We start from the raw sequence: 26,296 nt of genomic DNA on the forward strand, positions 1-26,296 counted from the left end.
GGTCTTGCCGGGCGCCCGGAGCAGGCCCAAAGGGGGTTCTATGAAACGGGTAATGGTCGAAGAGGCTCCCGATGACCCGGCATCGGCGAACGCCTTCCAGCGGAGCGCAGGTTCCGCGGTGGTCGCAGGCTTCAAGGACGCGGCAAGTGCTCCGGTCGAGATCTTCGACGACGGCCAATATCGTGCCTTCGTTCAGGATCTTGAATGTGTCTGGCGGTGGGAAATTCACAGAGATGGCCAGTTCGTTCAGGAGGGCTGTTCGTTGAGCGAAGGCTCGTCTCGAGAAGCCGTCGGCCACGTGATGTCGTTTTTTCGGCGGCGGGACCTTCGGCAGCGGATCGGGTCGATAAACCGCGAATAGAGCCGCGGCCACCGCCGGCTCTATGGATCGCGGCGCATCGCGCCGCCACCAGATAAAATCAACCCATCGTAAATGGCACATGCGGTTACGCATGGGCGGACTCCAGTTGCGTGCCATCGTCATCGATCGATGACGTCCTGCAACACGCGGCGAAAACAGCGTGAATTGGACACCGGCACGAACGAAATCTGTCGATTAAACTTCTTTAAACCTGTGAAGAGGCCAAAATGTATAAAGTGTCCGTTATTACCGAAGACGATTTCGAGGTCACGTTTGAGTGCCCGCCGAACGACAACGTCATCTCCGCCGGAGTGAAAGGCGATGTGATTCTCCTTTCGTCCTGTCATGAAGGCGGTTGCGCCACATGCAAGGCGGAATGTCTCGAAGGCGACTATGAATTGGGGCGATGCAGCGTACAGGCCCTGCCTCCCGACGAAGAAGAAGCAAGTGTCGTTCTGCTCTGCCAGACCTTTCCGCGGAGCGATCTCGTCGTCAAAGTGCCCTATACGTTCGAACGCATTTCGTTCCAGAAGGTCAACACGGACTGGCGGGGCGAAATCGTTGCCATCGAAAAAATCGCGTCGAATGTCGCGAAACTGCAGATCGCGCCGAAAGACCCCGGCAATGGAGAAACGGTACCGATCCCGTTCGTTCCCGGACAATATCTGGACATAGGGATTCCTGGCACGGAGGCGAGCCGGTGCTATTCGATGGCGACGATTGATGACGATCCGCGCCTTGATTTTCTCATCCGGATTTTGCCTGGCGGCCGGTTTTCGGAATTTCTGTCGAGCGACGCCGAGCCTGGCCTCGTGATGAAGCTTCGCGGTCCCTTCGGCAGCTTCAACATAAGGGAGAACGGACTGCGGGCCCGATACTTCGTTGCAGGCGGCACTGGTCTCGCGCCTGTCCTGTCGATGATCCGCTACATGAATCGCGAGCAGCATCCGCAGGAAGCCAAGTTGTTCTTCGGCGTGACGCATCAGCACGAATTATTCTATCTCGACGAACTAAGGCAGCTCGAGGCCGAAATGCCGAATCTGAAGGTCTATGTGTCGGTGATGAAACCCGAGGCTGGTTGGCAGGGCTGCGCCGGCACCGTCGTGGACGAATTGACCCGGCAATTGCGAGAGGCGAAGGCGAAGCCGGACATCTACCTGTGTGGACCGCCGCCGATGATCGATGCGGCTTTCGCAGTTGCAGCAACGAACGGTGTGCCGAAGGAACAACTCTACGTCGAGAAGTTTCTTGCAAGCGGGCAAGCGGCGGCCGCAGAATAGAATAACGTCTGGCTTTATAGCGGAGGTTGTTCAGCGATGAATTCCGTGGTCGAGATGCCGAACAAACTCCAACAGCGGGAGGCGGACAAGCCGGAACTGGATGCTGGGCTATTCGGCGTCGACCGCCCCGGGGTCGCCTGGGATTGGATGGTGCAAACCAATCAGCCGCCCGAAGGAACTGATTGGGCTCGACCCCAGGTCGTAGAGGCCTGGGATCGATGCATTGAGGAATATGGCCTCATACCACGTGCCAGCCAGTTATGGCCGCATCCGATCATCGACGCCGCGAGCGGCGCGCGGACCGCTCCCGCCACGAACCTGGACGTTCGCACGGCGTTGGCGACGATGGCCTTCAATCTACAGCCTGTGTTGCGAGGCACGAGCGTCAGCCTGCTCCTGGCTGACGGAACTGGTACGCTTATCCATGCGATGGAATCGGGGTCGAGCCTCGGGCCAATGGGCCGTCGCCTCGTCCGGCTCGGCGAAAGCTGGAATGAGCGGATCATCGGGAACAACGGATTGGGGACGGCTGCCGTTCTGGGCGAAACCGTGGCCTTTGAAAGGAAGGAACATTTCTCTTCTATTTTACATCCTTTTGCGACGGTCGGACATCCGCTGTTCGCGCATGATGGCTCGCTGGTTGCCGTACTCGGCTTGATCACGGATCAGCGGTCCTCTGCGCAGACGCTTCTCGGCTTCGTCAGAATTGCCGGCTACCTCATCGAAACCAATCTGTTCGAAGGTCAGGCGCCGGGAGCGTTTATGCTCAGGCTGCGCTTGGACACGATCTGTGTCGGCTCGGACGAGCAGAACTGCCTGCTCGACGGGCTTATCTCTCTTGACGAAGCGGGAAGGATCGTCGGTGCCACGCGTGCCGGGCTCAATCTCCTGCGTGGTGAACGCCATTCGGATATTCTCTTCCGTCCCGTAGAGACGGTTCTCGGCGTGACAGTGGACGAATTGCGTGCCTGCGCGCGCCGCTGTGAACCTGTCGAGCTGGAGATATTCTCTGGTTGGCGTCTGCGGATCGAGCTTATCGTGCGGCACCCCGGCGCTGGCGAAGCCGTGCAGCCCGCTCGGGAACTCGCGGCGACAAAAGGGTCGGGGCGGCGGGCGGATTATTACGCGTCCGGGCATGCGGGAAGGCGCGCAGCCCAGGAGCCATGGCATGATGCGGTCGGCGAGGCCGCGTCGCAGAAAGCGATCAATCTACAAAAGCGGAAAATCCCGATTCTGATCACCGGCGAGTCGGGGGTTGGCAAAGATCATTTGGTCCGTATGATTCACGCGAATGGCGCGCGGAAAGGCCGGCCTCTGGTCCTCGTCAACTGCGCCGCAATTCCACGCGAACTTATATCGAGTGAGCTCTTTGGCTATGTAACCGGCAGCTTCACCGGCGCTCGCAACGGTGGCAAACCCGGCAAATTCGTCGAGGCTCATACCGGCGTTTTATTCCTCGATGAAATCGGCGACATGGCTCTCGATCTCCAGACCGCGCTTTTGTGCGCTCTGGATAGTTCGGAGATCGTGCCTGTGGGCGGATCGAAGCCCGTGACCGTCGATGTTCAGGTGATCGCCGCGACGAATAGTGATCTCGCCGATTGCGTGAGAAAAGGCACATTTCGACGCGATCTCTATTACCGGCTGAACGGCGCGCAGTTCTGGTTGCCGCCTCTCCGAGAGCGGCCCGACAAGCTGAGCCTGATCCGATATTTGTGGGAGCGGGAAGTCAAGGCCCAGAACATCGACCATGTCAAACGGCTCAGCGCCGAGGTCTGGGACATTTTCGAGCGTCATCCCTGGCCGGGCAATATTCGTGAATTGCTCAATGTATTGCGTTCATGTTTGGCGATGACCGTTGGAGATCAGACGCGGCTATCGGATCTGCCGGAGGATTTTCTCCGCGAAATGAATGATTCCGTCCAATGCGAGGCAGACGGCGGAAGCGATCCGGCATGGCCGCGGACGCGGCCCATACCCGAGGTCAAGGCGCTCGTCGCTTGGGAGGCTGATGCGATCCGTTCGGCGCTTGCGAAGACGTCCGGCAATATTTCGCAGTCAGCCCGCGAACTCGGCATCACGCGCGCCACTCTCTACCACAAGATGGCGCGGCTCGGGCTGCGAAGATAGAAGCGCCGACGGCGTCCCGGCAAGGGAGAGAAGAATGGTGGACGAAATCCAGCAGTTTCTCACCGAGATGGCACGCGGTGCCGATGCCACCACGCTTGAGCTTGAACAGAAGGAAGCCAGGCTACGCGCGCTGGTCGGCCCTGAAAGGGCCGAGGAACTGGAGCGGCTTTGGGCAAAGGAATTCGCCCCCGCGGACGAAGAAGATATCAAACGCTTCATGGATTGGAGCGATAAAGAGCTGATCTGGACATGGTCACGTCTCGAGCGCTCGAGAGAGCGCCGGGCCGCCGCAGGCCGTGCTCATATGATTCATAGTCAGCAACCAGCAGCGTCGCTTCTTTCCAAAGAGAAGACGCGGAAACCGGGGGGGCGCGATTGAATGTTCTTGCGCGTTTATCTTCTTTGCCAAAATGAGAGCACCTAGTGCGGTGGATCTGACGCTCGTATCAGTATTGCAGCGAACTCTTCATACGAACGTTAGAACCGGGACACTAGGACGCGAGTTCGGCATGACGATAGACGCGTATCGTCGAGACCAAAGGATGCGACGGAATTGAGCCGCGCGCGAATAGCGCTCAGCGACAAGCCTTGAAAAGCAGAATTGAAAAAGAACATAACCGGGACTCCCGGGAGGAAACGATGAAAAAGGACATCCGCTACGGCGACAATGCGCGCCGCAGAATGCTGGACGGCGCCAATCTTTTGGCCGATGCCGTTCAAGTGACGCTCGGTCCCCGCGGCCGCAACGTCATGATCGAGCATCGTACGGCGGGCTTCCCGCCGATCGTGACCAAAGACGGGGTCACGGTTGCCCGCTCGATCGAGGTGAATGATCATTTCGAAAGCGCGGGGATCAACATGTTCGCGCAGATGGCCTCGGCGGTGTCGAAGGAATGTGGAGACGGGACGACAACCACCATCGTGCTGGCGCGCCACATAGCCAGAAAAGTGCTTCAGGCCATGACGGCGGGGCTTGATCCCAATGGATTGCGAATGGGAATGGAGCTCGCGACCCAGGCGGCCCTCGACGATTTGCGCCGGCGCTCCCGAAACTGCGCCGATGAGAATTCGATCGCGCAAATCGCCACCACCGCTTCCGACGGCGATGTTGGCATTGGCAAACTCCTCGCGTCCTGCTTCGCAAAAGTCGGTCCTGATGGCATCGTCAACATCACGCCAGGCAATGGTGTCGTCGATACCGTCGCCTTTCAGGAGGGCGCATGTTGGGAACAGGGCTGGCTTTCGCCCTATTTCGTTACCGACAAAAACCGCATGCTCGCCGAACTCTCAAATTCCTATGTGCTGCTTTATGATCGCGTGATCAAGCACTTCGAGGAGTTGATCCCGATCCTTGAGCAGGTACGCAGGGCCGATGGCTCGCTCCTGATCATAGCCGAAAATGTCGAGGACGCGGCCTTGACCGGACTGTTGCTCAATCACATCCGGTGTGTGCTCAAAGCCGTCGCCGTGAAACCGCCGGCCTATGGAGATCACCGGAAAGAAACGCTGGCGGACCTTGCTTGCCTGCTCGGCGGGCGCGCCTTGTTGGAGGACAACGGCGATAGTCTCGGCCAGGTGAAGCTCGAAGATCTCGGACGGGCGCAATCGGTCCAAATCGGCGAGGATTCGACGACGCTGATCGGCGGCGGGGGCGATGCGGCCAAGATCGCTGTAAGGCTTGAAGGGTTGCGCGCCGAAGCCGGCGGGCTTCGCAGCGGAAACTCGCGCAGGAGTTCGCCGACAGGCAATGCGCGTGAACTCGAACAGCTCGAAGAACGGATCGTCAATCTGTCGAATGTCACCGCGACGATCGAAGTCGGAGGTCATAGCGACGCCGAAATAAAGGAGCGCCTGCAACGCGTCGAGAACGCCCGGAACGCAGTGTCCGCGGCTCTTGCCGAAGGCGGGCTCCCAGGGGGCGGCGCCGGCCTGTTGCGGTGCCGCAAAGCGCTCAAAGCTCTTTCCTCCACCGATCTCGCCGTCCGACATGGCATTGAGATCATCACGGATGCCGTGGGTGAGCCCTTGAGGCAGATTGCCAAGAACTCCGGAGAGGATGCCCATGCCATCGTCTCCATGACGCTTGCAGCGGAAGATGAATTGTGGGGGATCGATGCGCGAAACGGCCAATTCGGCAATCTCTTCGATCTCGGTGTCATCGACCCGGTGAAAGTCACGTGCCTTGCCTTGCAGGGGGCGACCACCACGGCCAGCGCGCTGATGACAACCGAGTGCGTTGTGGCGAATCTGCCTCCGGAAGATCCGACATTCGGCTATACGGGCGAATGGGCCGCTGCGACCAGAGAAGATCCGCGTCGCTGACTGATCTGTCATCGCGTATGCGCGCGGCTGAAGAGCGGGGCTCCCTTGTAATCGCGAGCTAAAGCCGTTTTTTCGCGGCCGCGCGCAAACTGCGGAAACTGCGGGCGAGTTTGCTGCCGCAAGCCGGGGCAATTCGGGTGGAGAACTCATGGTTGTCGCAGGCGGTCCGCTTGCGCATAGTCGCGCCATGTCTGTGCCCGTCTTCCGCTTCGCGCCGAGTCCCAACGGCTATCTGCATCTCGGCCACGCCTATTCGGCCCTGCTCAATTTCGATCTCGCCCGGCGCAGCGGCGGGCGGCTGCTGCTGCGCATCGAGGACATCGACCCGGCGCGCTGCCGGCCGGCTTTCGAAGCGGCGATCTACGAGGACCTCGGATGGCTCGGCGTCGTCTGGGAGGAGCCGGTGCGGCGGCAGTCGGAGCATATGGCAGCCTATGGCGAGGCGGTGGAGCGGCTGCGCCGCATCGGTCTCGTCTATCCTTCGTTCGACAGTCGCGCCGAGATCGCTCGGCGGGTGGCCGAGAGGGACGCCGCCGGCCGCTGGCCGCGCGATCCCGACGGTGCGCCGCTCTATCCGGGGTCGGCGCGCGACCTTGCCGAAGAGGAGCGCGCGGGCCGCGTCGCCGCCGGCGTACCCTACGCGCTGCGGCTCGACAGCGCCGCGGCGGTCGCCCGCGCCGGGCCGCTGGCCTGGGACGAGACCGGCCGCGGCCCCGGCGGCGAGACCGGCGTCGTCGCGGCGGCACCGCAGGCCTGGGGCGACGTGGTGCTGGCGCGCAAGGACACGCCGTCGAGCTATCATATCGCAGTGGTGGTCGACGACGCGCTGCAGGGGGTCACCGATGTGGTGCGCGGCCGCGACCTGTTCTGGGCGACCAGCCTGCACCGGCTGTTGCAGTCCCTGCTCGGCCTGCCCGCGCCGCGCTATCGCCATCATGACCTGATCCGCGACGCGGCCGGCGCCAAGCTGTCGAAATCGAATGCGTCCACCGGCCTGCGCGAATTGCGCGCCGCAGGCGTAACGCCGGCCGAGATCAGGCAGAGGCTCGGTCTTCACGCTGCTTGGAGCGCTCCGGGTTATTGATCGAGCCTGATCCGATCCGGCCTCCACCGTTCCGGATCATGCGCCATGGTGGGGTGGTGGCGGTTGCGCCGCCGTGCCAAGCTGCCGGTTGCAGGGGAATCGCATGGTATCCAGGACATCGCGGGCGTCGCGCCGCAAGACAGCGACGACGCCGGCTCGGGCGCGGCGGCGGTCCGCGGACGTATCAACGCCGCGCGCGCCCGACGCCGTGGCGCAGGCGCTGGCGATCTTCGCCCATGAGGTGCGCACGCCACTCACCGGCATTCGCGCCATCAGCGATCTCCTGGCGACCTCCGATCTCGGCGAGCGTGAGCGCCTGTGGGTCGACACCATCAAGGCCAGCGCCGATCATCTCTCCGCGCTGGCGACGCTGTTCGTCGACGCCGCCCGCGGCGGCGGCGGCCGGTTGACCCCGCGGCAGGATTTCTTCGACCTCAAGGCCCTGGTCCGCGCGGCGGCCGGATCGCTCGCCGGCCGCGCCGCCGCCAAGGGCCTGGATGTCAAGACCAAGGTCTCCGCAAATCTGCCGGGCTTCGTCACCGGCGATCCGGTGCGGCTGCGCGCCGCCCTGGAGAACCTCATCGACAATGCGGTGAAGTTCACCGAGCACGGCAGCGTGGCGCTGCGGATCGGCGCGGCGCGGCGTCCGGGCGGGCGCCGTGCGGTGTCCTTCGCCGTCAGCGACAGCGGCATCGGCCTCACCCTCGCCGAAATCAAGCGGCTGTTCCGGCCGTTCTCGCAGGCCAGTGCCGCCATCACGGCGCGTTTCGGCGGCGCCGGTCTCGGGCTGTCTTCGGTGCGGCAGGCGGCGCGGGCGATGGGCGGCGACATCGCCGTCACAAGGCGGCGCGGCGGCACCACATTCACCCTCACGGTGCTGCTGACGCCTGCCGACAAGCCGGCGCCCAAAGCTCAGGCCGGGGATGGCGCGACGGCCATCTCGCCGGGACGCGCGTTACGCATTCTCAGCGTCGAGGACAATCCGTTTGGCCGCGTGGTGCTCAATGCCATCCTGGGTGAGCTTGGCCATCGCGTCGAATTCGTCGGGCTCGGCGAGGCGGCGCTGGCCCGGATCAAGGCGGGCGAGTTCGACGCGGTGCTGATGGACATGGTGCTGCCCGACATCGGCGGCGTCGAGGTGATCCGCCGCATCCGCGCCTTGAGCGGGCCGAAACGGCGGATCGCCATCATCGGCGTCTCCGGTCGCGGCGAGGACGAGGCGGCGGCGCGCCGTGCCGGCGCCGACGCCTTCCTGCTCAAGCCGGCATCTCCCCGGGCGCTGGCTGCGGCGCTGGCGCAGACGGCGCAGGCCGGCGGGACTTGATGATGGCGGCGTTGAGTTCGCCGCCATAGACGAAGATCGCGGCGACGAAATACAGAAACACCAGCGCAATCACCACCGAAGCGAGGCCGGCATAGGTGGTGACGTAGTTGTAGGCGAAGCGCGTCAGGTACTGCCCGAACACCATGCCCGATACCACCGATCCTGCCATCGTGAAGACGATGCCGGGCAGGATCTGAATGAAGCTGCGGCGCCCGGCCGGCAGCCAGGCATGGAGGATCAGGAGCGCGACGACCAAGGCGCCGATGGCGACACCGTAGCGGGTGAACTCGAGCAGGTTCTCGTTGGAGTTCAAGAGATGCGGGAAATGCCGCCGCGCGGCGGCGATGATCAGCGGGCCGAGCACGATGAGGAAGGACAGCGCCAGCGATACCACGGCGGCCAGCAGCGTGTAGGCGATGGATTCCAGCCGCAGCCAGTACCATCGCCGCGTTTCGATCATGCCATAGGCGCGGTTGAGACCGACCCGCAGGCTCTCGACGCCGTTGGAAGCGAAATACAGCGCGAGCACGAGGCCGATGGTAAAGGCGTCGGTCCGCGTCGTCGTCAGAACGCTGTGGATTTCGCCGGACAGCGCATTGGCGACCTGGCTCGGCCAGGTCTCCAGCATCAGTTCGGCGGCCTGGTCGGCGAGATTCTTCGAGCCGATGAAACCTGCGATCGACGTGATCACGATCAGGAATGGAAACAGCGCCATCAGCGCCGACAGCGCGATATGGCTCGCGATCGCCCAGCCGTCGTCGGCGAGAAACGTGTAGAACGCTTCGATGGCAACGTCATAAACATAGCGCAGGCTCTTCACGTCGTCCCCTGGCCTGGAGCGTTTTCCCGCGAAGTGGATACCGGTTCGCGGGAAAGCGCTCTAGTATATTAGTGATTCTAGTGCGGTTTTGGATCTGACGCGCGTCTGAAGAGCTCGCTGCAATGCTGAAACGAGCGTCAGATCCTCCGCACTAGCCTTGGCCGCAGCATTTCAGGGATCGGCGCCAGAAGGCAAGGTCTTCGCGTGTCCCGATCCGAACGTCGCCCGGTCATGCGGCCGTCATCTTCAGCGCCACCCGCGGCGATCGTCCTGGAAGGACCGGTGAATTTCGCCGGTTGGCGATGACCATGGGCGGTGTTAAGAACCGCCGATGACGACCTTTCTGTCCGGTTTCCTGCTTCCCATCGCCCTTGCCAGTGTTGCCGTGGTGCTGTTGCTCGGCCTCACCAACATGATGCGCGGCGGCTCGCCCAATACCTCGCAGCGCCTGATGCGGCTGCGGGTGCTGCTGCAATTCGTGGCGATCGTGATCGCCATGTCGGCGGTGTGGGCGCTCGGCCACCGCTGAAGACCGGCGAAGGGTAGGGTGGGGTGGAACTCGATTGGAGCTTCACCTCCAGGCCGCGCTGAAAGACGCCCGCGAGAGGGAGGCTGACGCCATGGTCGTGCTCAACCGCATCTACACCCGTACAGGCGACGACGGCACAACCGCCCTCGGCAGCGGCGAGCGCCGGCCGAAATATGACCTGCGGATTGCCGCCTACGGCACCGTCGACGAAACCAATGCTGCGATCGGCATCGCGCGGCTGCATCTCGCCGCCCGCGCCGATCTCGATGCCATGCTTGGCAAGGTCCAGAATGACCTGTTCGATCTCGGCGCCGACCTCGCCGTGCCCGAGCGCCAGGACAAGGCCGAGCGGCTGCGCCTCCTTGCCAGTCAGGTCGAGCGGCTCGAACATGACATCGATACGGTCAACGCGGCGCTGGGGCCGCTGACCTCCTTCGTGCTGCCCGGCGGCACGGCGGCGGCGGCGCACCTGCACCTTGCCCGCACAATTTGCCGCCGGGCGGAACGCCTGGTGGTGGAACTGGCGTCCCGCCCCGATGAGCCGGTCGGTGGCCCCGCGATCAAGTATCTGAATCGGCTTTCGGACTTCCTGTTCGTCGCCAGCCGGGCGGCGAACGACGACGGCGCGCGGGATGTGCTGTGGGAGCCGGGCAAGCATCGCTGAACCGGCGAAGCCGGTGAAACGGACCGGTCCCGTTTTTCGCGCGTTGACCCGCCATCGCGGGACCATTAGGTTCCGCCGCCGTCGGGACGGCAGCGGCCGGCACGCGCCCGGCGCGGTCACTGATCCGCGCACAGCCGGCCGAGGAGCGCACGGGATAAGTCGCACTAGATTCTTATATTCGTTAGTGTTCTAACAATCGCCGGATCCGCCGATCGTCCTCGGACAGGTCGGGTCCTTGCCGCAGCCGCGGCGCAGCGAAGGTTGGAGCCCTCGAGAGACAAGCTCACTGTGAAAGGGGACCGATGAAGGTTTTGGTGCCGGTTAAGCGGGTCGTCGATTACAACGTCAAGATCCGCGTCAAGAGCGACGGCTCGGGCGTCGAACTCGCCAACGTCAAGATGTCGATGAACCCGTTCGACGAGATCGCCGTCGAGGAAGCCCTGCGCCTCAAGGAGGCCGGCAAGGCGACCGAGGTGGTGGTGGTGTCGATCGGCCCGGCCCAGGCCACGGAGACCATCCGCACCGGTCTTGCCATGGGCGCCGACCGCGGCGTCCTGGTGAAGGCCGAAGGCGCCGTCGAGCCGCTCGCCGTGGCGAAGCTGCTCAAGGCGGTCGCCGACGAGGAAAAGCCGGGGCTGATCATTCTCGGCAAGCAGGCCATCGACGACGATTCCAACCAGACCGGCCAGATGCTGGCCGCGCTGCTCGGCTGGTCGCAGGCGACCTTCGCCTCCAAGCTCGAGGTCGAGGGCAGCGATTTCAAGGTGACCCGCGAGGTCGATGGCGGCCTGCAGACCGTCAAGATCAAGGGCCCGGCGATCGTCACCACCGATCTGCGGCTCAACGAGCCGCGCTATGCCAGCCTGCCCAACATCATGAAGGCGAAGAAGAAGCCGATCGCCGAGAAGACCGCCGAGCAGTATGGCGTCGATCTCTCGCCGCGGCTGGAAGTGCTCAAGACGGCGGAGCCAGCGGGCCGCAAGGCCGGCGTCAAGGTTGGCTCGGTGGCCGAACTCGTGGCGAAGCTGAAGAACGAAGCCGGGGTCCTGTGATGACGACGCTGCTGATTGCCGAACACGACAACGCTTCCCTGAAGGACGCGACCGCCAAGGCCCTCACCGCGGCTGCCGCGCTCGGTGCCGAGGTTCACGTTCTGGTCGCCGGCGACAATGCCAGGAGCGCCGCCGAAGCCGCTGCCAAGCTCGGCGGCGTCGCCAAGGTGCTGCTGGCCGAAGGCCCGGCCTATGGCCATGATCTCGCCGAGCCGCTGGCCGCGCTGATCGTCTCGTTGGCGCCCGCCTATGATGCCTTCGTCGCGCCCGCCACCTCGCGGGCCAAGAACGTGATGCCGCGCGTCGCCGCGCTGCTCGACGTCATGCAGGTCTCGGAGATCACCAAGGTGATCGCGCCAGACACGTTCGAACGGCCGATCTATGCCGGCAACGCCATCCAGACGGTGAAGAGCAAGGACGCCAAGAAGGTGATCACGGTGCGGACCTCGACCTTCGCCGCCGCCGGTGCCGGCGGCAGCGCCGCGGTCGAGAGCGTCGCTGCGGCGGCCGATCCCGGCCTGTCGAGCTTCCTCGGCGAGGAGGTCGCCAAGAACGACCGTCCGGAACTGACCTCGGCGAAGATCATCGTTTCCGGCGGCCGCGCGATGCAGAGCCGGGAGAATTTCGCCAAGTACATCGAGCCGCTGGCCGATAAGCTCGGCGCCGGCGTCGGTGCCTCGCGCGCCGCGGTGGACGCCGGCTACGCGCCCAATGACTGGCAGGTCGGCCAGACCGGCAAGGTGGTGGCGCCGGAGCTCTACATCGCCATCGGCATCTCGGGGGCGATCCAGCACCTTGCCGGCATGAAGGACTCCAAGGTGATCGTCGCCATCAACAAGGACGAGGAGGCGCCGATCTTCCAGGTTGCCGATTACGGCCTGGTGGGGGATCTCTATGTGATCGTGCCCGAGCTGACCGAGGAAATCGGCAAGCTCGGACGCTGACGAGGTGTCCCGGAGTGCGCCTGTGGCGGCATCGGATCCGCGGCTCCAGGCGACCGGGACCTGCCTTTCGATCCGTGGCGGCGGTCTTTCGTTTGAAAGATCGCCGCCGGCTGGACCCGGTACCGCTGGTGGCGGCTGGGCATTTCGATATAGGATGGGTGTTCGTCGCCGCGCGCGGCGCTAGTGTCCTGTCTCCGAATTACCGCTTCATTTGCCTCACCCTCGCACGGTAATTCGGAGACATCAGGACACTAGCAAAATCAAAGCGCTAGTGTGGCTTATGTCTCGCAATTGCCTACGACAGACTGGCCGCAAAGGCGGTAGGCAATTGCGAGACGCCACACTAGTGCGGTGGATCTGATGCTCGTTTCAGCCTTGCAGCGAGTTCTTCATACGCGCGTCAGATTCAAAACCACACTAGTGTCCCGTCTCCGAATTACCGCTACGTTTGCCTCGCACTCGCACGGTCATTCGGAGACATAGGGACACTAGCAAAATCAAAGTGCTAGTGTGGCTTATGTCTCGCAATTGCCTACGAGAGGGTTGCCGCGAAGGCGGTAGGCAGTTGCGAGACGCCACACTGGAATCATAAATTTGCTGGTGCCCTTTGCTTTCCGAAGTTCGTTGGAGAAGATGCGGTACCGGTGTACGAGCTTCGGAAAGCGGGCACTAGGGTCCGATGAGAAGGCGAAATGGCTGTAGCGATTAAGAAAGTCGGCGTGATCGGCTCGGGTCAGATGGGCAACGGCATCGCTCATGTGGCGGCGCTGGCCGGCTTCGACGTGATCCTGAACGACGTCTCCTCCGAACGGGTGAAGTCGGCTCTCGCCACCATCAACGGCAATCTGTTGCGCCAGGTGGCCAAGAAGATCATCAGCGAGGACGTCAAGAAGAAGGCGCTGGAGCGGATCTCGGCCAGCGAACGCCTCGACGACCTGGCCGATTGCGACCTGGTGATCGAGACCGCCGTCGAGAAGGAAGACGTCAAGCGCAAGATCTTTCACGATCTGTGCGCCGTGCTCAAACCCGAAGCGATCGTCGCCTCCAATACTTCGTCGATCTCGATCACGCGCCTCGCCGCCTCCACCGACCGGCCGGAGCGCTTCATCGGCATCCATTTCATGAATCCGGTTCCATTGATGGAGCTGGTCGAGCTGATCCGCGGCATCGCCACCGACGACGTCACCTTCGACGCCGCCAAGGCCTTCGTCGCCAAGCTCGGCAAGCAGGTCGCGGTGTCCGAGGACTTCCCGGCCTTCATCGTCAACCGCATCCTGCTGCCGATGATCAACGAGGCGATCTATACGCTCTACGAGGGCGTCGGCAATGTCGAGGCGATCGACGCCGCCATGAAGCTCGGCGCCCATCACCCGATGGGCCCGCTGGAACTCGCCGATTTCATCGGCCTCGACACCTGTCTGTCGATCATGCAGGTGCTGCACGAGGGGCTCGCCGACTCCAAATACCGGCCGTGCCCGCTGCTGGTGAAGTATGTCGAGGCCGGCTGGCTGGGACGCAAGACGCAGCGCGGCTTCTACGACTACCGCGGCGAAAAGCCGGTCCCGACCCGCTAATTCCGAACTTCGTGTGTGAGTTGCGGCGACGATCGCGGCCGGTGCGGTATCGGCAGCAGGATTTCTTAACCTTCCGGCTTTAGCTTTGCGGCGCGGGCGTCGTTCAACCCGTGCGTGTTGTGTGTTGAGAAAGCCGTTTGCCCATGGACATGAGCCTCGTCGCCAGCGCCCTCGCCATGCAGAGCGCCAATCTGCAGACGAATATCGCCATGCAGCTGATGAGTTCGAACGCCAAGGCCGAGGCCCAGACGGTGCAGAGCCTTCTCGGCATCGCCTCCGGCGCGGCGTCCCAGGCCAATCTTCCCGGCGGCGTCGGCGGCCGCATCGACATCGCCGCGTAAGCACGTCGTCGCATCGTCACGGCAATCTCACGCCGTCAGCATCGTCTTGAAGCCGCCGAAGATCATGCGCCGGCCGTCGAAGGGCAGCGCATCGGTCTTCATCAGGTCGGCGAGGCGCGGGTCCGTCATCACTTCGGCATTGATGCGGTCGTCGATGGCGCCATGTTCCCGCCAGACCTCGCCGGCTCTGCGCGCCAGCTGGCGATCGGCGGCGAGATTCGTCTTCGGGACGGGAACGACGAAGCCATCGACAGACATAAGCGAGCCTCCCTGTTCCGTTGTCAGTCGCGTGGAGAAATCAGGCCGGCGTCATCCAGCCGATGCCGGCGCCGCCGGGTTCGGTGAGCAAGGCGATGCGGCCGACATTGGGCACGTCGAAGATCGGTCGCATCAGCCGGGCGCCGGCGGCAACCGCCTTCTTCACCCGCGCATCGACGTCATCGACGGCGAGATAGGGCAGCCATCCCTCGGGGATGGCCTCGGAACCAGGTCGGTCGGTCGAAAACAGGCCGGCGACCGGCGTGCCGCCGATCGAGGCCACCCAATACGTGCCGCCGTCGGCCATCGGCATGCCCTCGAAGCTCCAGCCGATGGTGTCCTGATAAAAGCGCTTGGCGCGCTCCGCATCCCGCGTCGTCAGTTCGTTCCAGTGGAAATGGCCGTGGGCCGTCATGGCGGTGCTCCTCTGCTCGTTGTCTTTCACGCCGCGTCGTAGGCCCGCTGCAGGGCGGCGATGTCGAGCTTGACCATCTGGAACATGGCGCGGGCGACCCGTGCGGCGCGCGTCAGCGCGCCGCCGCGGCGTGGCAGCAGGACGAGGCGGCACGGCCATATTCGTCGTGGCGTTTCACCCAGTCCATCAGGTTGTGATAGGGCCCGTTCTCGTCGCGGCCCTTCGGCGTCAGGTCGAGCAGGGCGTAGGTGGCGAGCAGGACTTCACCGCCGCGGCCGTAGCTCGAATAGGTATGGAAGATCTCGCCGCTGTCGCCGCGCGCGAACACGCTGTGGCCCTGCAGGTCCTCGATATCCATCTCGAGCGGCTGGTAGTTGTAGACCGCTTTGCCGGCGGCGCGATCCTCCGCGGTGAAGGACACGCCGAAGTCGTAGTTGAAGTCGCTGCCGTAGGACGACATCCAGGGAAAATGCCAGCCCATGCGGGCCTTGTAGGCGGCGAGCTCGCGATAGGGCGCCCGCGACACGCTCACGAAGGCGACATCCTTCTGGGCGAGATGCACCAGCGTCGCATCGACGTGGTCGGCGCTGAAGGAGCAGCCGACGCAGCCCTCGCCCCAGCCGGGGCCGAACATGAAGTGGTTGACGATGAGCTGGCTGCGGTCACCGAACAGGTCGGCGAGGCCGACCGTGCCGTCCGGTCCCTCGAAACGATAGTCCTTTTCGATTCGTACCCAGGGGAGGGCCCGCCGTTCCTCGGCGAGCGCGTCGCTGCTCCGCGTCAGCGCCTTCTCCCTGGCGAGCAGCGCCTTGCGTGCGGTGAGCCATTCCTCTCGCGTAGCGATAGCATGGGGAAACATCGCGTCCTCCTTCTGCTTGGCTTGTCTTGTTGTCAGGCGGTTTTGGCCGTGTCGAAAAAGCGCTCGAGCTTGTCCAGCGTGCCGGTCCAGCCGCGGTTGTGGCCGTCGCGGGCCGCCTCGTCGAAGAACTGCTCGTGGTGCAGCGTCAGCCAGGTGCCGTCGCCGTCGGCGCACAGCGTCACGGTGACGAGCGACTCGCGCTCCGGCGTCGAGTGCCAGGCCCAGCTGAAGCTCAGCCGCTCGTTGGTGACGACCTCGCGGTAGACTCCGGCGACCTCGTGATAGTCGCCGTCGTCGGTGGAAAAGCCGATGCGGTAGCGTCCGCCGGGGCGCACATCCATTTCGGCCTTGACCGAATCCGCAATGGTCTGGCTGGGGCCGAACCAGCGGATCAGTTTTTGCGGGTCGGCCCAGGCCTGGAAGACCTGCGAGGGCGTGGCATTGAGACGACGCTTGAGGGTAAGGGAGGGGTTGACGGCGTTGGCGGCGGCGCTTTGGGTGGTGGGCATGACGTCTCCTCTTCCAGAAATGTCGCGAGCCGATCGAGTTGTTCACGCCAGAACCTTGCGTAGCGTTCGAGCCAGCCGAGCGCCTCGCGCATCGGTTCGGCGTTGAGGTGACAGGTCACCGTGCGCCCCTGTTTGCGGCGGGTGACGAGGCCGGCATCCGCCAGCACATCGAGATGCTTCATCACCGCGGGCAACGACATCGGCAGCGGCTTCGCCAGTTCGCTGACCGACAGGCCGTCATTGGCCTCGAGCCGCGCCAGGAGGGCGCGCCGGCTGGGGTCGGCGAGGGCGGCGAAGGTGCGGTCCAGCGGCTCGGCGCGATTGTAAACCATTTGGTTAAGTATAGCGGCGCGCGAGCACCCGTCAAGCCTGTTCAGGAAATGCAACCTTGGACGGAACCGAAGCGAAGGCCGTGCCGTCAGCGCGGCGGAAGCGAAGCCTCGATCAGCTTGATCGCATCGTCGCTGGCCCATTCGGCCGGGCCGGCGATGGTGGCGATTTCGCAGCCGGCGCCGTCGACCAACACCGATGTCGGCATGCCGAGCGCGCGGCCGACGCTCTTGAGTTCCTGGAAAACGCGGGCGCTGGCGTCATGAAAATAACCGAGCCGGGTCAGCGCGCCGTCGCGCAGGAAGGCCTTCGGCTTGTCCGGGTCGCGGGTATCGATGTTGATGGCGACGACCTGGAATTTGTCGCCGCCGAGCTTGGCCTGCAAGGCATCCAGCGCCGGCATCTCCTTGCGGCAGGGCACGCACCAGGTGGCCCAGAGATTCACCAGCACGGTCCGGCCATGCCAGTCCGACAGTTTCTTCGTGCGCCCGTCGGCGTCGTCGAAGGCGAGGTCGGGCAGCCTCAGGGGCGACGCCGCCATGGTCAGGGCCGCTACCTCGCCGTGGGCGAGCGGCGCGATCCGGCGGGCGAGATCGACCGCCGGCCGGCAGGCCGGGTCGCCCGCTTCCTTGCGCATCAGGGCGCCGATCCCGTATACCCCGGCCACCGCGACCGCGGCGAGCGCGACGACGGCGCCGAGCATCAGCGGAGGCCGCCGGCGCGGCCCTTTACGGGGCCGGTCGGTGTCACCCGCCGCGGGCGGTTCGGTCTGGTGCAACGGGGTCTGGTGCAACGGGTCGGTCATCGCGTCCGTGTTCTTGAAGGATTTCGTCTCGACGGAAGTCGTTCTGCTAATGCCGAGCCCGCCCCTTTCGGCCATGCCGTCCGGGGAGCATCGGTCGGAAGCATTTGGGTCAGATCATACAGGCCGGATCATACAGGCTAGGTCATAAGCGAGCAGTCATGAGCAACAAGATGTGGGGCGGCCGGTTCGCCGAGAGCCCGGATGCGATCATGGAGGAGATCAACGTCTCCATCGACGTCGACCGGCACCTCTATGCGCAGGATATCGCCGCATCGAAGGCCCATGCCGCCATGCTGGCCGCCCAAGGCATTATCACCGCGAGTGATGCAAAAAACATCGCCAAGGGTCTAGACACGATTTTGTCAGAGATCCGCAAGGGGGATTTTACCTTCAAGCGGGCCTTGGAAGACATTCACATGAATGTCGAGAGCCGGCTCGCCGAGTTGATCGGGCCCGCCGCCGGGCGGCTGCACACCGCGCGTTCGCGCAACGATCAGGTGGCGACCGATTTCCGCCTCTATGTGCGCGACGTGGTCGATGAGGTCGATGCCGGGCTGGCGGCGTTCCAGCGCGCCCTGGTCGAGCGCGCGCTCGATCATGCCGACACCGTGATGCCGGGCTTTACCCATCTGCAGACCGCTCAGCCGGTGACCTTCGGTCACCACCTGCTCGCCTATGTGGAGATGGCGGCCCGCGATCGCGGCCGTTTCCGCGATGCCCGCAAGCGCCTCAATGAAAGTCCGCTCGGCGCCGCGGCGCTCGCCGGCACTTCGTTTCCGATCGACCGCGTCGCGACCGCCAAGGCGCTCGGCTTCGAGCGGCCGATGGCCAATTCGCTCGACGCGGTGTCCGATCGCGATTTCGTGCTGGAGGTACTGTCGGCGGCGGCGATCGCGGCGGTGCATCTGTCGCGCTTCGCCGAGGAGATCGTGATCTGGACCTCGCCGCTGGTCGGCCTGGTGCGGCTGTCGGACAAATTCACCACCGGCTCCTCGATCATGCCGCAGAAGCGCAATCCCGACGCTGCCGAGCTGGTGCGCGCCAAGACCGGACGGGTGATCGGTGCGCTCAACGCGCTTCTGATCGTGATGAAGGGATTGCCGCTCGCCTATCAGAAGGACATGCAGGAAGACAAACAGGGCGCGATGGAAGCCTTCGCGGCGCTGTCGCTGGCGATCCGTGCGATGACCGGCATGGTGCGGGACCTCGTCCCCGACGAGGCGCGGATGCGCGCCGCCGCCGGGGAAGGCTATGCCACCGCCACTGATCTCGCGGACTGGCTGGTGCGTGCCTTGAAGATGCCGTTCCGGGAGGCCCATCACGTCACCGGGCGGATCGTCGCCAAGGCCGCCGCCGACGGCCTGGCGCTGCACGAGATGACCCTGCCCGCCTTGCAGGCGGTCGAGCCGCGCATCACCGATGAGGCGTTGCGGGTGCTTACGGTGGACTCCTCGGTGCGCAGCCGCACCAGTTTTGGCGGCACCGCCCCGAAGAATGTCCTCGCCCAGGCCAAGAGTTGGCTGAAACGTCTCGACAAGGAGGCGGCGGAGGACTGATCCGCCGCACCGGTGCCGGCTGATTTCCTTAATGGCCGAAATGATTTAGAGCAGTGCAGGGTTCCTGGTCGGATTTCGCGGCGCTGTGGCACGGCCGCTTCTCGCCAAAGCCGGGCGATCTCTGTAGGGTGCCGCCGTCGAAGGAAGTGGACACGTGAAGTCGATGTCTGGAGTGGTTTCGAAAGCGGCGGTAGCCGGTCTTCTGGTGGGCCTTGCCCTGTTGCTCGGCGCCTGCGGGCGCAAGAGCGGTCTCGATCTGCCGCCGAGCGCCTCGGCGGCGCCGGCGGGCGTCGAAGAGAATGATCCGGTGGCGCGCGATGCCGCAGCGGCCCAGCAGGACCTGTCCAATGCCGGCAATCCGTCGGACCGCAGCCGCTATGCGCCGAAACTGCCGCCCAAACGCATCATTCTCGATCCCATCCTGGACTGATCGTTTGATCGTCCATTGACGACGACATCGACAAGGCGGCCGCGCGGATTGGCGGCGAGCTAACGGACTTAAGCACCATGCATCACTTCGACTATCGCGACGGCGTGCTGCACGCCGAGGGGGTCGATCTGGCCGCGCTTGCCGCGCGCGTCGGCACGCCGTTCTATTGCTATTCCACCGCGACGCTGGAGCGCCATTACGCCGTTTTCGCCGAGGCTTTCGCCGAGGTCGATGCGCTGATCTGCTACGCGATGAAGGCCAATTCCAACCAATCGGTGCTGCGCACCCTGGCGAAACTCGGCGCGGGCGCCGACGTGGTGTCCGGCGGCGAATTGCGCCGCGCGCTTGAAGCGGGCATTCCGGCGTCCAAGATCGTGTTCTCCGGCGTCGGCAAGACCGCGGCCGAACTCACTGCGGCGCTCGACGCCGACATTCTGTGCCTCAATGTCGAATCTGAGCCGGAACTGGAACTGCTCTCGGAACTCGCCACCGCCTCGGGCCGCATCGCGCGGATTTCGGTGCGGGTCAATCCGGACATCGATGCCGGGACCCACGCCAAGATCTCGACCGGCAAGGCCGAGAACAAGTTCGGCATCCCCCTCAGTCGGGCACGTGAGGTGTATGCCAGGGCCGCGCAATTGCCGGGACTTTGCGTCACCGGCGTCGACATGCATATCGGCAGCCAGATCACCGACCTGCGGCCGATGGCCGACGCCTTCGCGCTGCTGGCCGATTTCGTCAGGACCCTGCGCGCCGACGGTCACGCCATCGATCACGTCGATTTCGGCGGCGGTCTCGGCATTCCCTATCATTCCGACCGTCCGGCGCCGCCGCTGCCCGACGCCTATGCCGAGATCGCCAAGGACGCGGTGCGCGATCTCGGGGTCAAGCTCCTGTTCGAGCCCGGCCGTCTGATCGTCGGCAATGCCGGCATCCTCGTCACCCGCGTGCTTTATCTCAAGCGCGGCGAGGCCAAATCCTTCGTCGTCATCGATGCCGGCATGAACGACCTGATCCGGCCGACGCTCTATGAGGCCCACCACGACATCGTCCCCGTGCACGAACCGGCCGCCGGGGCGCCCCGCGTCGTCGCCGACGTGGTCGGGCCGGTCTGCGAAACCGGCGATTACCAGGCGCTTGACCGCGAGATGCCCGAGCCGAAACGCGGCGATCTGCTTGCCATCATGACCGCCGGCGCCTATGGCGCGGTCCAGGCGGGCACCTACAACACCCGGCCGCTGGTTGCCGAGGTGCTGGTGCGCGGCAGCGAGGCGGCTGTGGTGCGGCCTCATTTCGACGTCGCCGATATTATCGCCCTCGACCGGCCGGCGCCCTGGCTCGACTGACTGCCGGATCGGCTTGGGTGGACCGGGTTGGCGGGCCTGAACTGGCTCGCGTGAATCGACCCGGCGAGCTCGCACGATCACGTGGCCGTGCCGGTGCCTCATTGCGGCCGCCGTGTTAGACTGTCATGGACTGTCTTGAGGAGCCCGGTTTGAGCCCCACGCCGTCCAACCCGTCCGAACTGACCCGCCTGCGCCTCGCGCACGCTCTCCGGCGGGCGCGCTGGGTCATTGCCTGGGAGCGGCTGTGGCCGAACCTCGCGCGTCTCCTGACCGTCGCCGGTCTGTTTCTGGCGGCATCATGGTCCGGATTGTGGCTCAGCCTGCCGGTTCCGGGGCGCATTGTCGGTGTGGTGGTCTTCGCCCTGGTGCTGGCGGCGACCCTGGTGCCGGTGGCGCGGCTGCGCTGGCCGACCCGCGAGGATGCGCTTCGCCGACTTGATCGCGGCTCCGGCCAACGCCACCGGCCGGCCACCGCGCTGACCGATACCCTGCACAGCGACGATCCGATCTCGCGCGCCTTGTGGGAGGTGCAACGGGAGCGCACGCTGGCTTCGCTCCGCCGCGTCCGCGCCGGCCTGCCCTCGCCGCGACTGGTGCTGCACGATCCCAAGGCACTGCGGGCGCTGGCGCTGGTTCTCGTCGCCGCGACCTTCGTCGCCGCCGGCGGCGAGCGGCTGGCCCGCATAGCCGCCGCCTTCGACTGGAACGGGATGCTGACCGGCGCCGAGATCCGCATCGATGCCTGGGTGTCGCCGCCGTCCTACACGGGGCGCCCGCCGGTGATCCTGACGGCCGCGACGACCGGTGACACCGCGGCCCAGCCGGTGCCATCGGTGATGAGCGTGCCCGCCGGCTCGACCCTCGTGGTGCGCAGTTCGGGCCATACGCTGGACGTTGCCACCGCCGGCGGGCTAAGCGTTGCGCCGGCCGCCGCCGAGGCGCCGAAGGGCGCGGTCGAGCATCGCTTCACCATTGCCGCCGATGGCACCGCCCAGGTGCGCGCCCCGGCGGCGAAGCCGGTCTGGACCTTCAAGACCCAGCCCGACCGGCCGCCGACCATTGCCCTTGCCAAAGACCCCGAGCGGCAGGCGCACGGCGCGCTGTTGCTTGCCTACAAGATCGACGACGACTACGGCGTCACCGAAGCGCAGGCTCATTTCGCTCCCCAGGTTGCTCCCCAAGCCGCCCCCAACGGTGCGCCGGCCGAAAAGGCCGACGGCATCCAGGGCAAGGCTGCGCCGCGGCCGCTGTTCGATTCGCCGCAGTTTCCGCTGGTGCTGCCGAATGCCCGCACCCGCAGCGGCGTCGGCCAGACCGTCAAGGATCTGAGCGAACATCCTTATGCCGGCGCCGAGTTGGCGTTGACCCTCACCGCGCGCGATGAGGCCGGCAACGAAGGCAAGAGCGAGCCTTTCGTCATGCGGCTGCCCGAGCGGGTCTTCGCCAAGCCGCTGCCGCGGGCGCTAATCGAATTGCGGCGGCTTCTGGCGCTCGACGCCGGTCAGCGCGCCAAGGTCGCCATGGCGCTCGACGCGATGATGCTGGCGCCGGAACTCTTCACCCCGGAATTCGGCCAGTATCTCGGACTGCGCGACGTGTCTGCCGAGCTCAATCGCGCCCGCACTGACGACGATCTGCGCGAGGTGGTGGCGAGCCTGTGGGCGCTGGCGGTTTCAATCGAGGACGGCAATATCAGCGACGTCGAGAAGGCGCTGCGCGCCGCTCAGGATGCGCTCAAGCAGGCGCTGGAACGCGGCGCCAGCGACGAGGAGATCAAGAAGCTCACCGACCAGTTGCGGGCGGCGCTCGACAACTACATGCGTCAGCTCGCCGAGCAGCTTCGCAACAATCCGCAGCAGCTCGCCCGGCCGCTCGATCGCAACACGCGGGTGATGCGCCAGCAGGATCTCAACAACATGATCGATCGCATGGAGCGGCTGTCGCGCTCCGGCGACAAGGATGCCGCCCGGCAGCTGCTCGATCAGATGCAGCAGATGCTGGAGAACCTGCAGATGGCGCAGCCCGGTCAATCCGGCGACGGCGACATGGAACAGTCGCTGAACGAGCTCGGCGACGTCATCCGCAAGCAGCAGCAGCTGCGCGACCGCACCTTCAAGCAGGGCCAGGATTCACGACGCGATCGCATGCGCGGCCAGGGCGCCGACCAGAACGCGATGAACGATCTGCGCCGCGGTCAGCAGGGGCTCCGTGACCGCCTCAAGAAGCTGCTCGACCAGCTCGACAAGCAGGGGATGGGTCCGGGCCAGCGGGGCAACAAGGGCAATCAGGACGAGCAGGCCCAGCAGGGCCAGGGCAAACAGGGCCAGGGGGATCAATCCGGTGGTCTCGAGGATGCCGACAGCGCCATGGGCGATGCCGACGGTCGCCTTGGCGAAGGCAATGCCGATGGCGCGGTGGATTCGCAGGGGCGGGCGCTGGAAGCGCTGCGCAAGGGCGCCCAGCAGCTCGCCCAGAGCATGCAGCAGCAGGGCGAGGGCCAGGGTGAAGGTCAGGGTACCCAGCTCGGTCGCCAGCAGGGCGGCGGTCCGGATGCCGATCCGCTCGGCCGGCCGCTGCGCGGTCGTGACCACGCCGACGATTACACGGTGAAGATTCCCGGCGAAATCGACGTGCAGAGGGTGCGCCGGATTCTCGAGGAACTGCGTCGCCGTCTCGCCGATCCGCAACGCTCGCAGACCGAACTCGACTATATCGAGCGACTGCTCAAGGATTACTGAGGCGAGCGCCGGCGTCGCAGCTTCCTTCGTCCTGTCGAGCACTGCCGGGTTTCGACATCTCGGTTGCGCGCCGACGAAGAAGACCTCGACGGCTTGATGGTCCCCTAAGCTCCGCTCTTGCGCGAGGCCAGGGCGCGCGCCGCTGCGGCGCGGATCTCGGCGACTGAGAACGGCTTGGTGACGACGTCGAAGACGATGGCGTCGAGGCCGGTTGCGCGCTCGCGCTGGTCGGCAAAGCCGGTCATCAGCAGGATGGTGACGTCGGGATAGTCGCGCGCCACGGTCAGGGCAAGCGCGATACCGTCCATGATCGGCATCTTGATGTCGGTGAGCAGCAGATCGAATGCGCCGTCCTCGCGGCTGATGATCTCCAGCGCCTCGGCGCCATCTTCTGCGGTCGCGACCATATGACCGTCCATGGCGATCGCGCGCGCCACCAATGCGCGCATTGATTCTTCGTCGTCGGCGATCAGAACCCTTGCCATGGCGTCACGATCCAGAGATGAAGGCACGACATCGTGCAGCGGCGAGATATATATCGCCTGAATGTGGACGGCTGCGGGCAGTTGGGCATAGGGGCGAATTGCCGCCTCGCTCATCCTCGAACGGCCGAGCCGGCGCGACCCCGCAGATCGCGTTGCGCATTACGCGCCGCCGGCCGCGAGATCCCGGCGGCTGAAGAAACGCACGGTGATGTCGCGGCCTTCCGTCGGCGGCGAGGCGAGGCGCGATTTGAACCAGACCTTTTCGCCCGGTTTGAGCGATGATTGATCGAGCACCGCGTTCCAGGCGTAGACTTCGGTGCCATGGGCATCGCGCACCACGAAACGCAGGCGCGGAACATCGACCGCTTTCTTGCCGGCATGGATGATGTTGCCCTCGATGATCAGCACTGGCTTGTTGTCGACGACTTCCGTCGAAAGCCGGACGTCATTGAAGGCCACGCCGCGCAGGTTGACCCCGAGGCCGACCATTTTGAAGAAGGCGGCGGTCTGCGGCATGACGCGGACGATGTCGGCGCGCCAATAGAGGAGGCCGATGACGAGGGCGGCCATCACGGTACAGGCGCCGGGCAGGCCGACGGGCGGGCGGATCCGCAGCGCCGCGGCCAGCGGGAACGGCAGGCGGGTGAAGCGGATCCTCGCCAGCGGTCCGAGCGAGAGCCTCGACAGGCCGAGGCGGGCCTTCCAGCCGGTGTGCTCGACTTCCGGTTCCAGTTGATCACCGAAGTCCTCGAAATGTTCGGCATCCTGCCGCGCCATGGCGGCCCATTCGGTATCGGCATCCGCGTGGCTTTCGCCGGGCAGATCAGTGCTGATCGAGGGGCTTGAAACCACCGGTACATCCGGTGGCGCGGGAGGGGGCATCGCCCAACCGTCGTCCTCGACGGCTGCCGTCAGGGTCCGTGCCGCGGTCTCCTCGGGGAAGGCGAGCCATGTCTCCTTGCAGCGGGCACAGCGAACCGTCCGCCCGGCGGTGCCGAAGGTAGCCGGATCGACCGTATAGGATGTCGTACAATGGGGACAAACGATCTGCATGGAACGGCTCGCCGAGACAGTTCGCTTGCGTTCTAGCAGCGGAGCGTTAACGAACCGGAAACCATAACGGCCGCACAAGTTCTCGTGCGGTGGATCTGACACTCGCATCGGCCTTGCTGCGAATTCTCGGGACGGGCGTTGGTTCTAACGTTCGCTACAAGTGCTCGCAGCAAAGGATGCGAACGTTAGAACCGGGTCAGTGGGAGCCGCTGCGATCCGGGGCAGGGCCGGCAGTTGGAGGTCGGTCCAGGCCGAGGCGTTGCGGCAGGGCTGGGTCGAGGCCATCTAAAACGGCATTCGATTCATGGAGTTACGAGTGCCCCAGGGATGCGACAACAACGGTCCGGCGGGCGGACAGCCGTCGCTGGTGCGGGAGCACGGAAATGCCCGGGGCGACGCCGCGCCCCGTGAGCGGAGCTGACCGTGGTCCGTTTCGAAAATGTCGGGCTGCGCTACGGTCTCGGTCCCGAGGTGCTGCGCGATCTCAATTTCCAGATTCCGGCCCATTCCTTCCAGTTTCTGACCGGCCCGTCGGGCGCCGGCAAGACGTCGCTGCTGCGCCTGTTGTTTCTCTCGCTGCGCCCGACCCGCGGTCTGGTCAACCTGTTCGGTCAGGACGTTTCGCTGCTCGGCAAGGAGCAGATTGCCGATCTGCGCAAGCGTATCGGCATCGTGCTGCAGGACTTTCGCCTGCTCGATCACATGACCACTTACGAGAATGTGGCTCTGCCGTTCCGGGTGATGGGTCGTTCGGAATCGAGCTACCGCAAGGAAGTCATCGATCTGTTGCGCTGGGTTGGGCTCGGCGAGCGCATGGATGCCCTGCCGCCGATCCTGTCGGGCGGCGAGAAGCAGCGCGCCGCGATCGCGCGCGCCGTGATCGCGCGGCCGCTGCTGCTGCTCGCCGACGAGCCGACCGGCAATGTCGATCCGACGCTCGGCCGCCGCTTGTTGCGGCTGTTCATCGAACTCAACCGCACGGGGACGGCGGTGGTGATCGCCACCCACGATATTGGCCTGATGGATCAGTACGACGCCCGGCGTATGGTGCTGCACGAAGGGCGACTGCATATCTATGAGTGAGCCG

The 26,296-nt window shown here is 64.9% G+C and carries 27 protein-coding genes; 18 read left to right on the forward strand and 9 right to left on the reverse strand.

Features of this window, described 5'->3' with window-relative positions:
- Positions 1-52 precede the first annotated feature (52 nt).
- The 7 genes from mmoD to DB459_RS12340 all read left to right on the forward strand — a co-directional run bounded on the left by mmoD (position 53) and on the right by DB459_RS12340 (position 8,501).
- Positions 53-361 carry a soluble methane monooxygenase-binding protein MmoD gene (mmoD, locus tag DB459_RS12310; protein WP_253713141.1) on the forward strand — a complete coding sequence of 103 codons (309 nt, stop codon included), beginning with the start codon at positions 53-55 and terminating at the stop codon, positions 359-361.
- Positions 362-588: 227 nt separating this feature from the next.
- Positions 589-1,641 (forward strand): aromatic/alkene monooxygenase hydroxylase FAD-binding subunit MmoC, encoded by a 1,053-nt coding sequence (gene mmoC, locus DB459_RS12315; RefSeq protein ID WP_253713142.1) that lies wholly within the window; start codon positions 589-591, stop codon positions 1,639-1,641.
- A 36-nt stretch (positions 1,642-1,677) separates the two neighbouring features.
- Positions 1,678-3,771: a sigma-54-dependent Fis family transcriptional regulator gene (locus DB459_RS12320; protein ID WP_253713143.1), complete on the forward strand. Its 2,094-nt coding sequence runs from the start codon at positions 1,678-1,680 to the stop codon at positions 3,769-3,771.
- A 34-nt stretch (positions 3,772-3,805) separates the two neighbouring features.
- Positions 3,806-4,150 carry a hypothetical protein gene (locus DB459_RS12325; RefSeq protein WP_253713144.1) on the forward strand — a complete coding sequence of 115 codons (345 nt, stop codon included), beginning with the start codon at positions 3,806-3,808 and terminating at the stop codon, positions 4,148-4,150.
- A 260-nt stretch (positions 4,151-4,410) separates the two neighbouring features.
- A complete protein-coding gene (locus DB459_RS12330) occupies positions 4,411-6,093 on the forward strand; it encodes a molecular chaperone GroEL (protein ID WP_253713145.1) in 1,683 nt (560 codons plus the stop codon).
- 187 nt (positions 6,094-6,280) lie between these two features.
- Positions 6,281-7,177, forward strand: coding sequence for a tRNA glutamyl-Q(34) synthetase GluQRS (gene gluQRS / locus DB459_RS12335; RefSeq protein WP_253713146.1), 897 nt, complete (start codon positions 6,281-6,283; stop codon positions 7,175-7,177).
- Between the two features lie 103 nt (positions 7,178-7,280).
- Entirely contained in the window at positions 7,281-8,501 is a 1,221-nt protein-coding gene (locus tag DB459_RS12340) for an ATP-binding protein (RefSeq protein WP_253713147.1), read from the forward strand.
- Here the strand turns inward: DB459_RS12340 and DB459_RS12345 are convergent.
- Positions 8,434-9,321, reverse strand: a complete 888-nt coding sequence (locus DB459_RS12345; RefSeq protein ID WP_253713148.1) for a YihY/virulence factor BrkB family protein — start codon at positions 9,319-9,321, stop codon at positions 8,434-8,436. The genes DB459_RS12340 and DB459_RS12345 overlap by 68 nt on opposite strands.
- A gap of 331 nt (positions 9,322-9,652) precedes the next feature.
- Between DB459_RS12345 and DB459_RS12350 the strand changes: the two genes are divergently transcribed.
- The 6 genes from DB459_RS12350 to DB459_RS12375 all read left to right on the forward strand — a co-directional run bounded on the left by DB459_RS12350 (position 9,653) and on the right by DB459_RS12375 (position 14,425).
- Positions 9,653-9,850 (forward strand): twin transmembrane helix small protein, encoded by a 198-nt coding sequence (locus DB459_RS12350; RefSeq protein WP_253713149.1) that lies wholly within the window; start codon positions 9,653-9,655, stop codon positions 9,848-9,850.
- A 91-nt stretch (positions 9,851-9,941) separates the two neighbouring features.
- Positions 9,942-10,514, forward strand: a complete 573-nt coding sequence (locus DB459_RS12355) for a cob(I)yrinic acid a,c-diamide adenosyltransferase (RefSeq protein ID WP_253713540.1) — start codon at positions 9,942-9,944, stop codon at positions 10,512-10,514.
- Between the two features lie 302 nt (positions 10,515-10,816).
- Positions 10,817-11,566 (forward strand): electron transfer flavoprotein subunit beta/FixA family protein, encoded by a 750-nt coding sequence (locus tag DB459_RS12360; RefSeq protein WP_253713150.1) that lies wholly within the window; start codon positions 10,817-10,819, stop codon positions 11,564-11,566.
- On the forward strand, positions 11,566-12,510 hold the full coding sequence (locus tag DB459_RS12365) for an electron transfer flavoprotein subunit alpha/FixB family protein (protein ID WP_253713151.1): 945 nt from the start codon (positions 11,566-11,568) through the stop codon (positions 12,508-12,510). The genes DB459_RS12360 and DB459_RS12365 overlap by 1 nt, the downstream gene beginning before the upstream one ends.
- 692 nt (positions 12,511-13,202) lie before the next feature.
- Positions 13,203-14,084, forward strand: coding sequence for a 3-hydroxybutyryl-CoA dehydrogenase (locus DB459_RS12370; RefSeq protein ID WP_253713152.1), 882 nt, complete (start codon positions 13,203-13,205; stop codon positions 14,082-14,084).
- Between the two features lie 143 nt (positions 14,085-14,227).
- Positions 14,228-14,425, forward strand: a complete 198-nt coding sequence (locus DB459_RS12375; protein WP_253713153.1) for a hypothetical protein — start codon at positions 14,228-14,230, stop codon at positions 14,423-14,425.
- Between the two features lie 27 nt (positions 14,426-14,452).
- Here DB459_RS12375 and DB459_RS12380 read toward each other — a convergent pair whose 3' ends face one another.
- From DB459_RS12380 to DB459_RS12405, 6 genes are all read right to left on the reverse strand, one after another.
- The gene (locus tag DB459_RS12380) at positions 14,453-14,683 is read right to left on the reverse strand and encodes a DUF1428 family protein (protein WP_253713154.1); all 231 of its coding nucleotides are present in this window, start codon (positions 14,681-14,683) and stop codon (positions 14,453-14,455) included.
- A gap of 40 nt (positions 14,684-14,723) precedes the next feature.
- A complete protein-coding gene (locus DB459_RS12385) occupies positions 14,724-15,098 on the reverse strand; it encodes a VOC family protein (RefSeq protein WP_253713155.1) in 375 nt (124 codons plus the stop codon).
- A 112-nt stretch (positions 15,099-15,210) separates the two neighbouring features.
- Complete coding sequence (locus tag DB459_RS12390; protein ID WP_253713156.1) at positions 15,211-15,957, reverse strand: thioredoxin family protein; 747 nt, start codon at positions 15,955-15,957, stop codon at positions 15,211-15,213.
- 32 nt (positions 15,958-15,989) lie between these two features.
- On the reverse strand, positions 15,990-16,466 hold the full coding sequence (locus tag DB459_RS12395) for an SRPBCC domain-containing protein (protein WP_253713157.1): 477 nt from the start codon (positions 16,464-16,466) through the stop codon (positions 15,990-15,992).
- Positions 16,349-16,798, reverse strand: a complete 450-nt coding sequence (locus tag DB459_RS12400) for a helix-turn-helix transcriptional regulator (RefSeq protein ID WP_253713158.1) — start codon at positions 16,796-16,798, stop codon at positions 16,349-16,351. Before DB459_RS12400 ends, DB459_RS12395 begins: the two co-directional genes overlap by 118 nt.
- An 86-nt stretch (positions 16,799-16,884) precedes the next feature.
- On the reverse strand, positions 16,885-17,601 hold the full coding sequence (locus DB459_RS12405) for a TlpA family protein disulfide reductase (protein ID WP_371926936.1): 717 nt from the start codon (positions 17,599-17,601) through the stop codon (positions 16,885-16,887).
- 158 nt (positions 17,602-17,759) lie between these two features.
- Between DB459_RS12405 and argH the strand changes: the two genes are divergently transcribed.
- From argH to DB459_RS12425, 4 genes are all read left to right on the forward strand, one after another.
- Entirely contained in the window at positions 17,760-19,157 is a 1,398-nt protein-coding gene (argH, locus tag DB459_RS12410) for an argininosuccinate lyase (protein WP_253713159.1), read from the forward strand.
- A 163-nt stretch (positions 19,158-19,320) separates the two neighbouring features.
- Positions 19,321-19,587 carry a lipoprotein gene (locus tag DB459_RS12415; protein WP_253713160.1) on the forward strand — a complete coding sequence of 89 codons (267 nt, stop codon included), beginning with the start codon at positions 19,321-19,323 and terminating at the stop codon, positions 19,585-19,587.
- A gap of 77 nt (positions 19,588-19,664) precedes the next feature.
- Complete coding sequence (gene lysA, locus DB459_RS12420; protein ID WP_253713161.1) at positions 19,665-20,933, forward strand: diaminopimelate decarboxylase; 1,269 nt, start codon at positions 19,665-19,667, stop codon at positions 20,931-20,933.
- Positions 20,934-21,058: 125 nt separating this feature from the next.
- Positions 21,059-23,671: a TIGR02302 family protein gene (locus tag DB459_RS12425; RefSeq protein ID WP_253713162.1), complete on the forward strand. Its 2,613-nt coding sequence runs from the start codon at positions 21,059-21,061 to the stop codon at positions 23,669-23,671.
- A 104-nt stretch (positions 23,672-23,775) separates the two neighbouring features.
- Here the strand turns inward: DB459_RS12425 and DB459_RS12430 are convergent, their stop codons facing one another.
- Both DB459_RS12430 and DB459_RS12435 read right to left on the reverse strand, forming a co-directional pair.
- Positions 23,776-24,156 carry a response regulator gene (locus tag DB459_RS12430; RefSeq protein WP_253713163.1) on the reverse strand — a complete coding sequence of 127 codons (381 nt, stop codon included), beginning with the start codon at positions 24,154-24,156 and terminating at the stop codon, positions 23,776-23,778.
- Between the two features lie 159 nt (positions 24,157-24,315).
- Positions 24,316-25,209, reverse strand: a complete 894-nt coding sequence (locus tag DB459_RS12435) for an MJ0042-type zinc finger domain-containing protein (protein WP_253713164.1) — start codon at positions 25,207-25,209, stop codon at positions 24,316-24,318.
- Between the two features lie 423 nt (positions 25,210-25,632).
- Here DB459_RS12435 and ftsE point away from each other — a divergent pair, with 423 nt between their 5' ends.
- Positions 25,633-26,292: a cell division ATP-binding protein FtsE gene (gene ftsE / locus DB459_RS12440; RefSeq protein WP_253713165.1), complete on the forward strand. Its 660-nt coding sequence runs from the start codon at positions 25,633-25,635 to the stop codon at positions 26,290-26,292.
- The last annotated feature ends 4 nt before the right edge of the window (positions 26,293-26,296 follow it).

It is taken from the genome of Bradyrhizobium sp. WD16, assembly GCF_024181725.1.
In the GTDB taxonomy this organism is placed as follows: Bacteria; Pseudomonadota; Alphaproteobacteria; order Rhizobiales; family Xanthobacteraceae; genus Bradyrhizobium_A.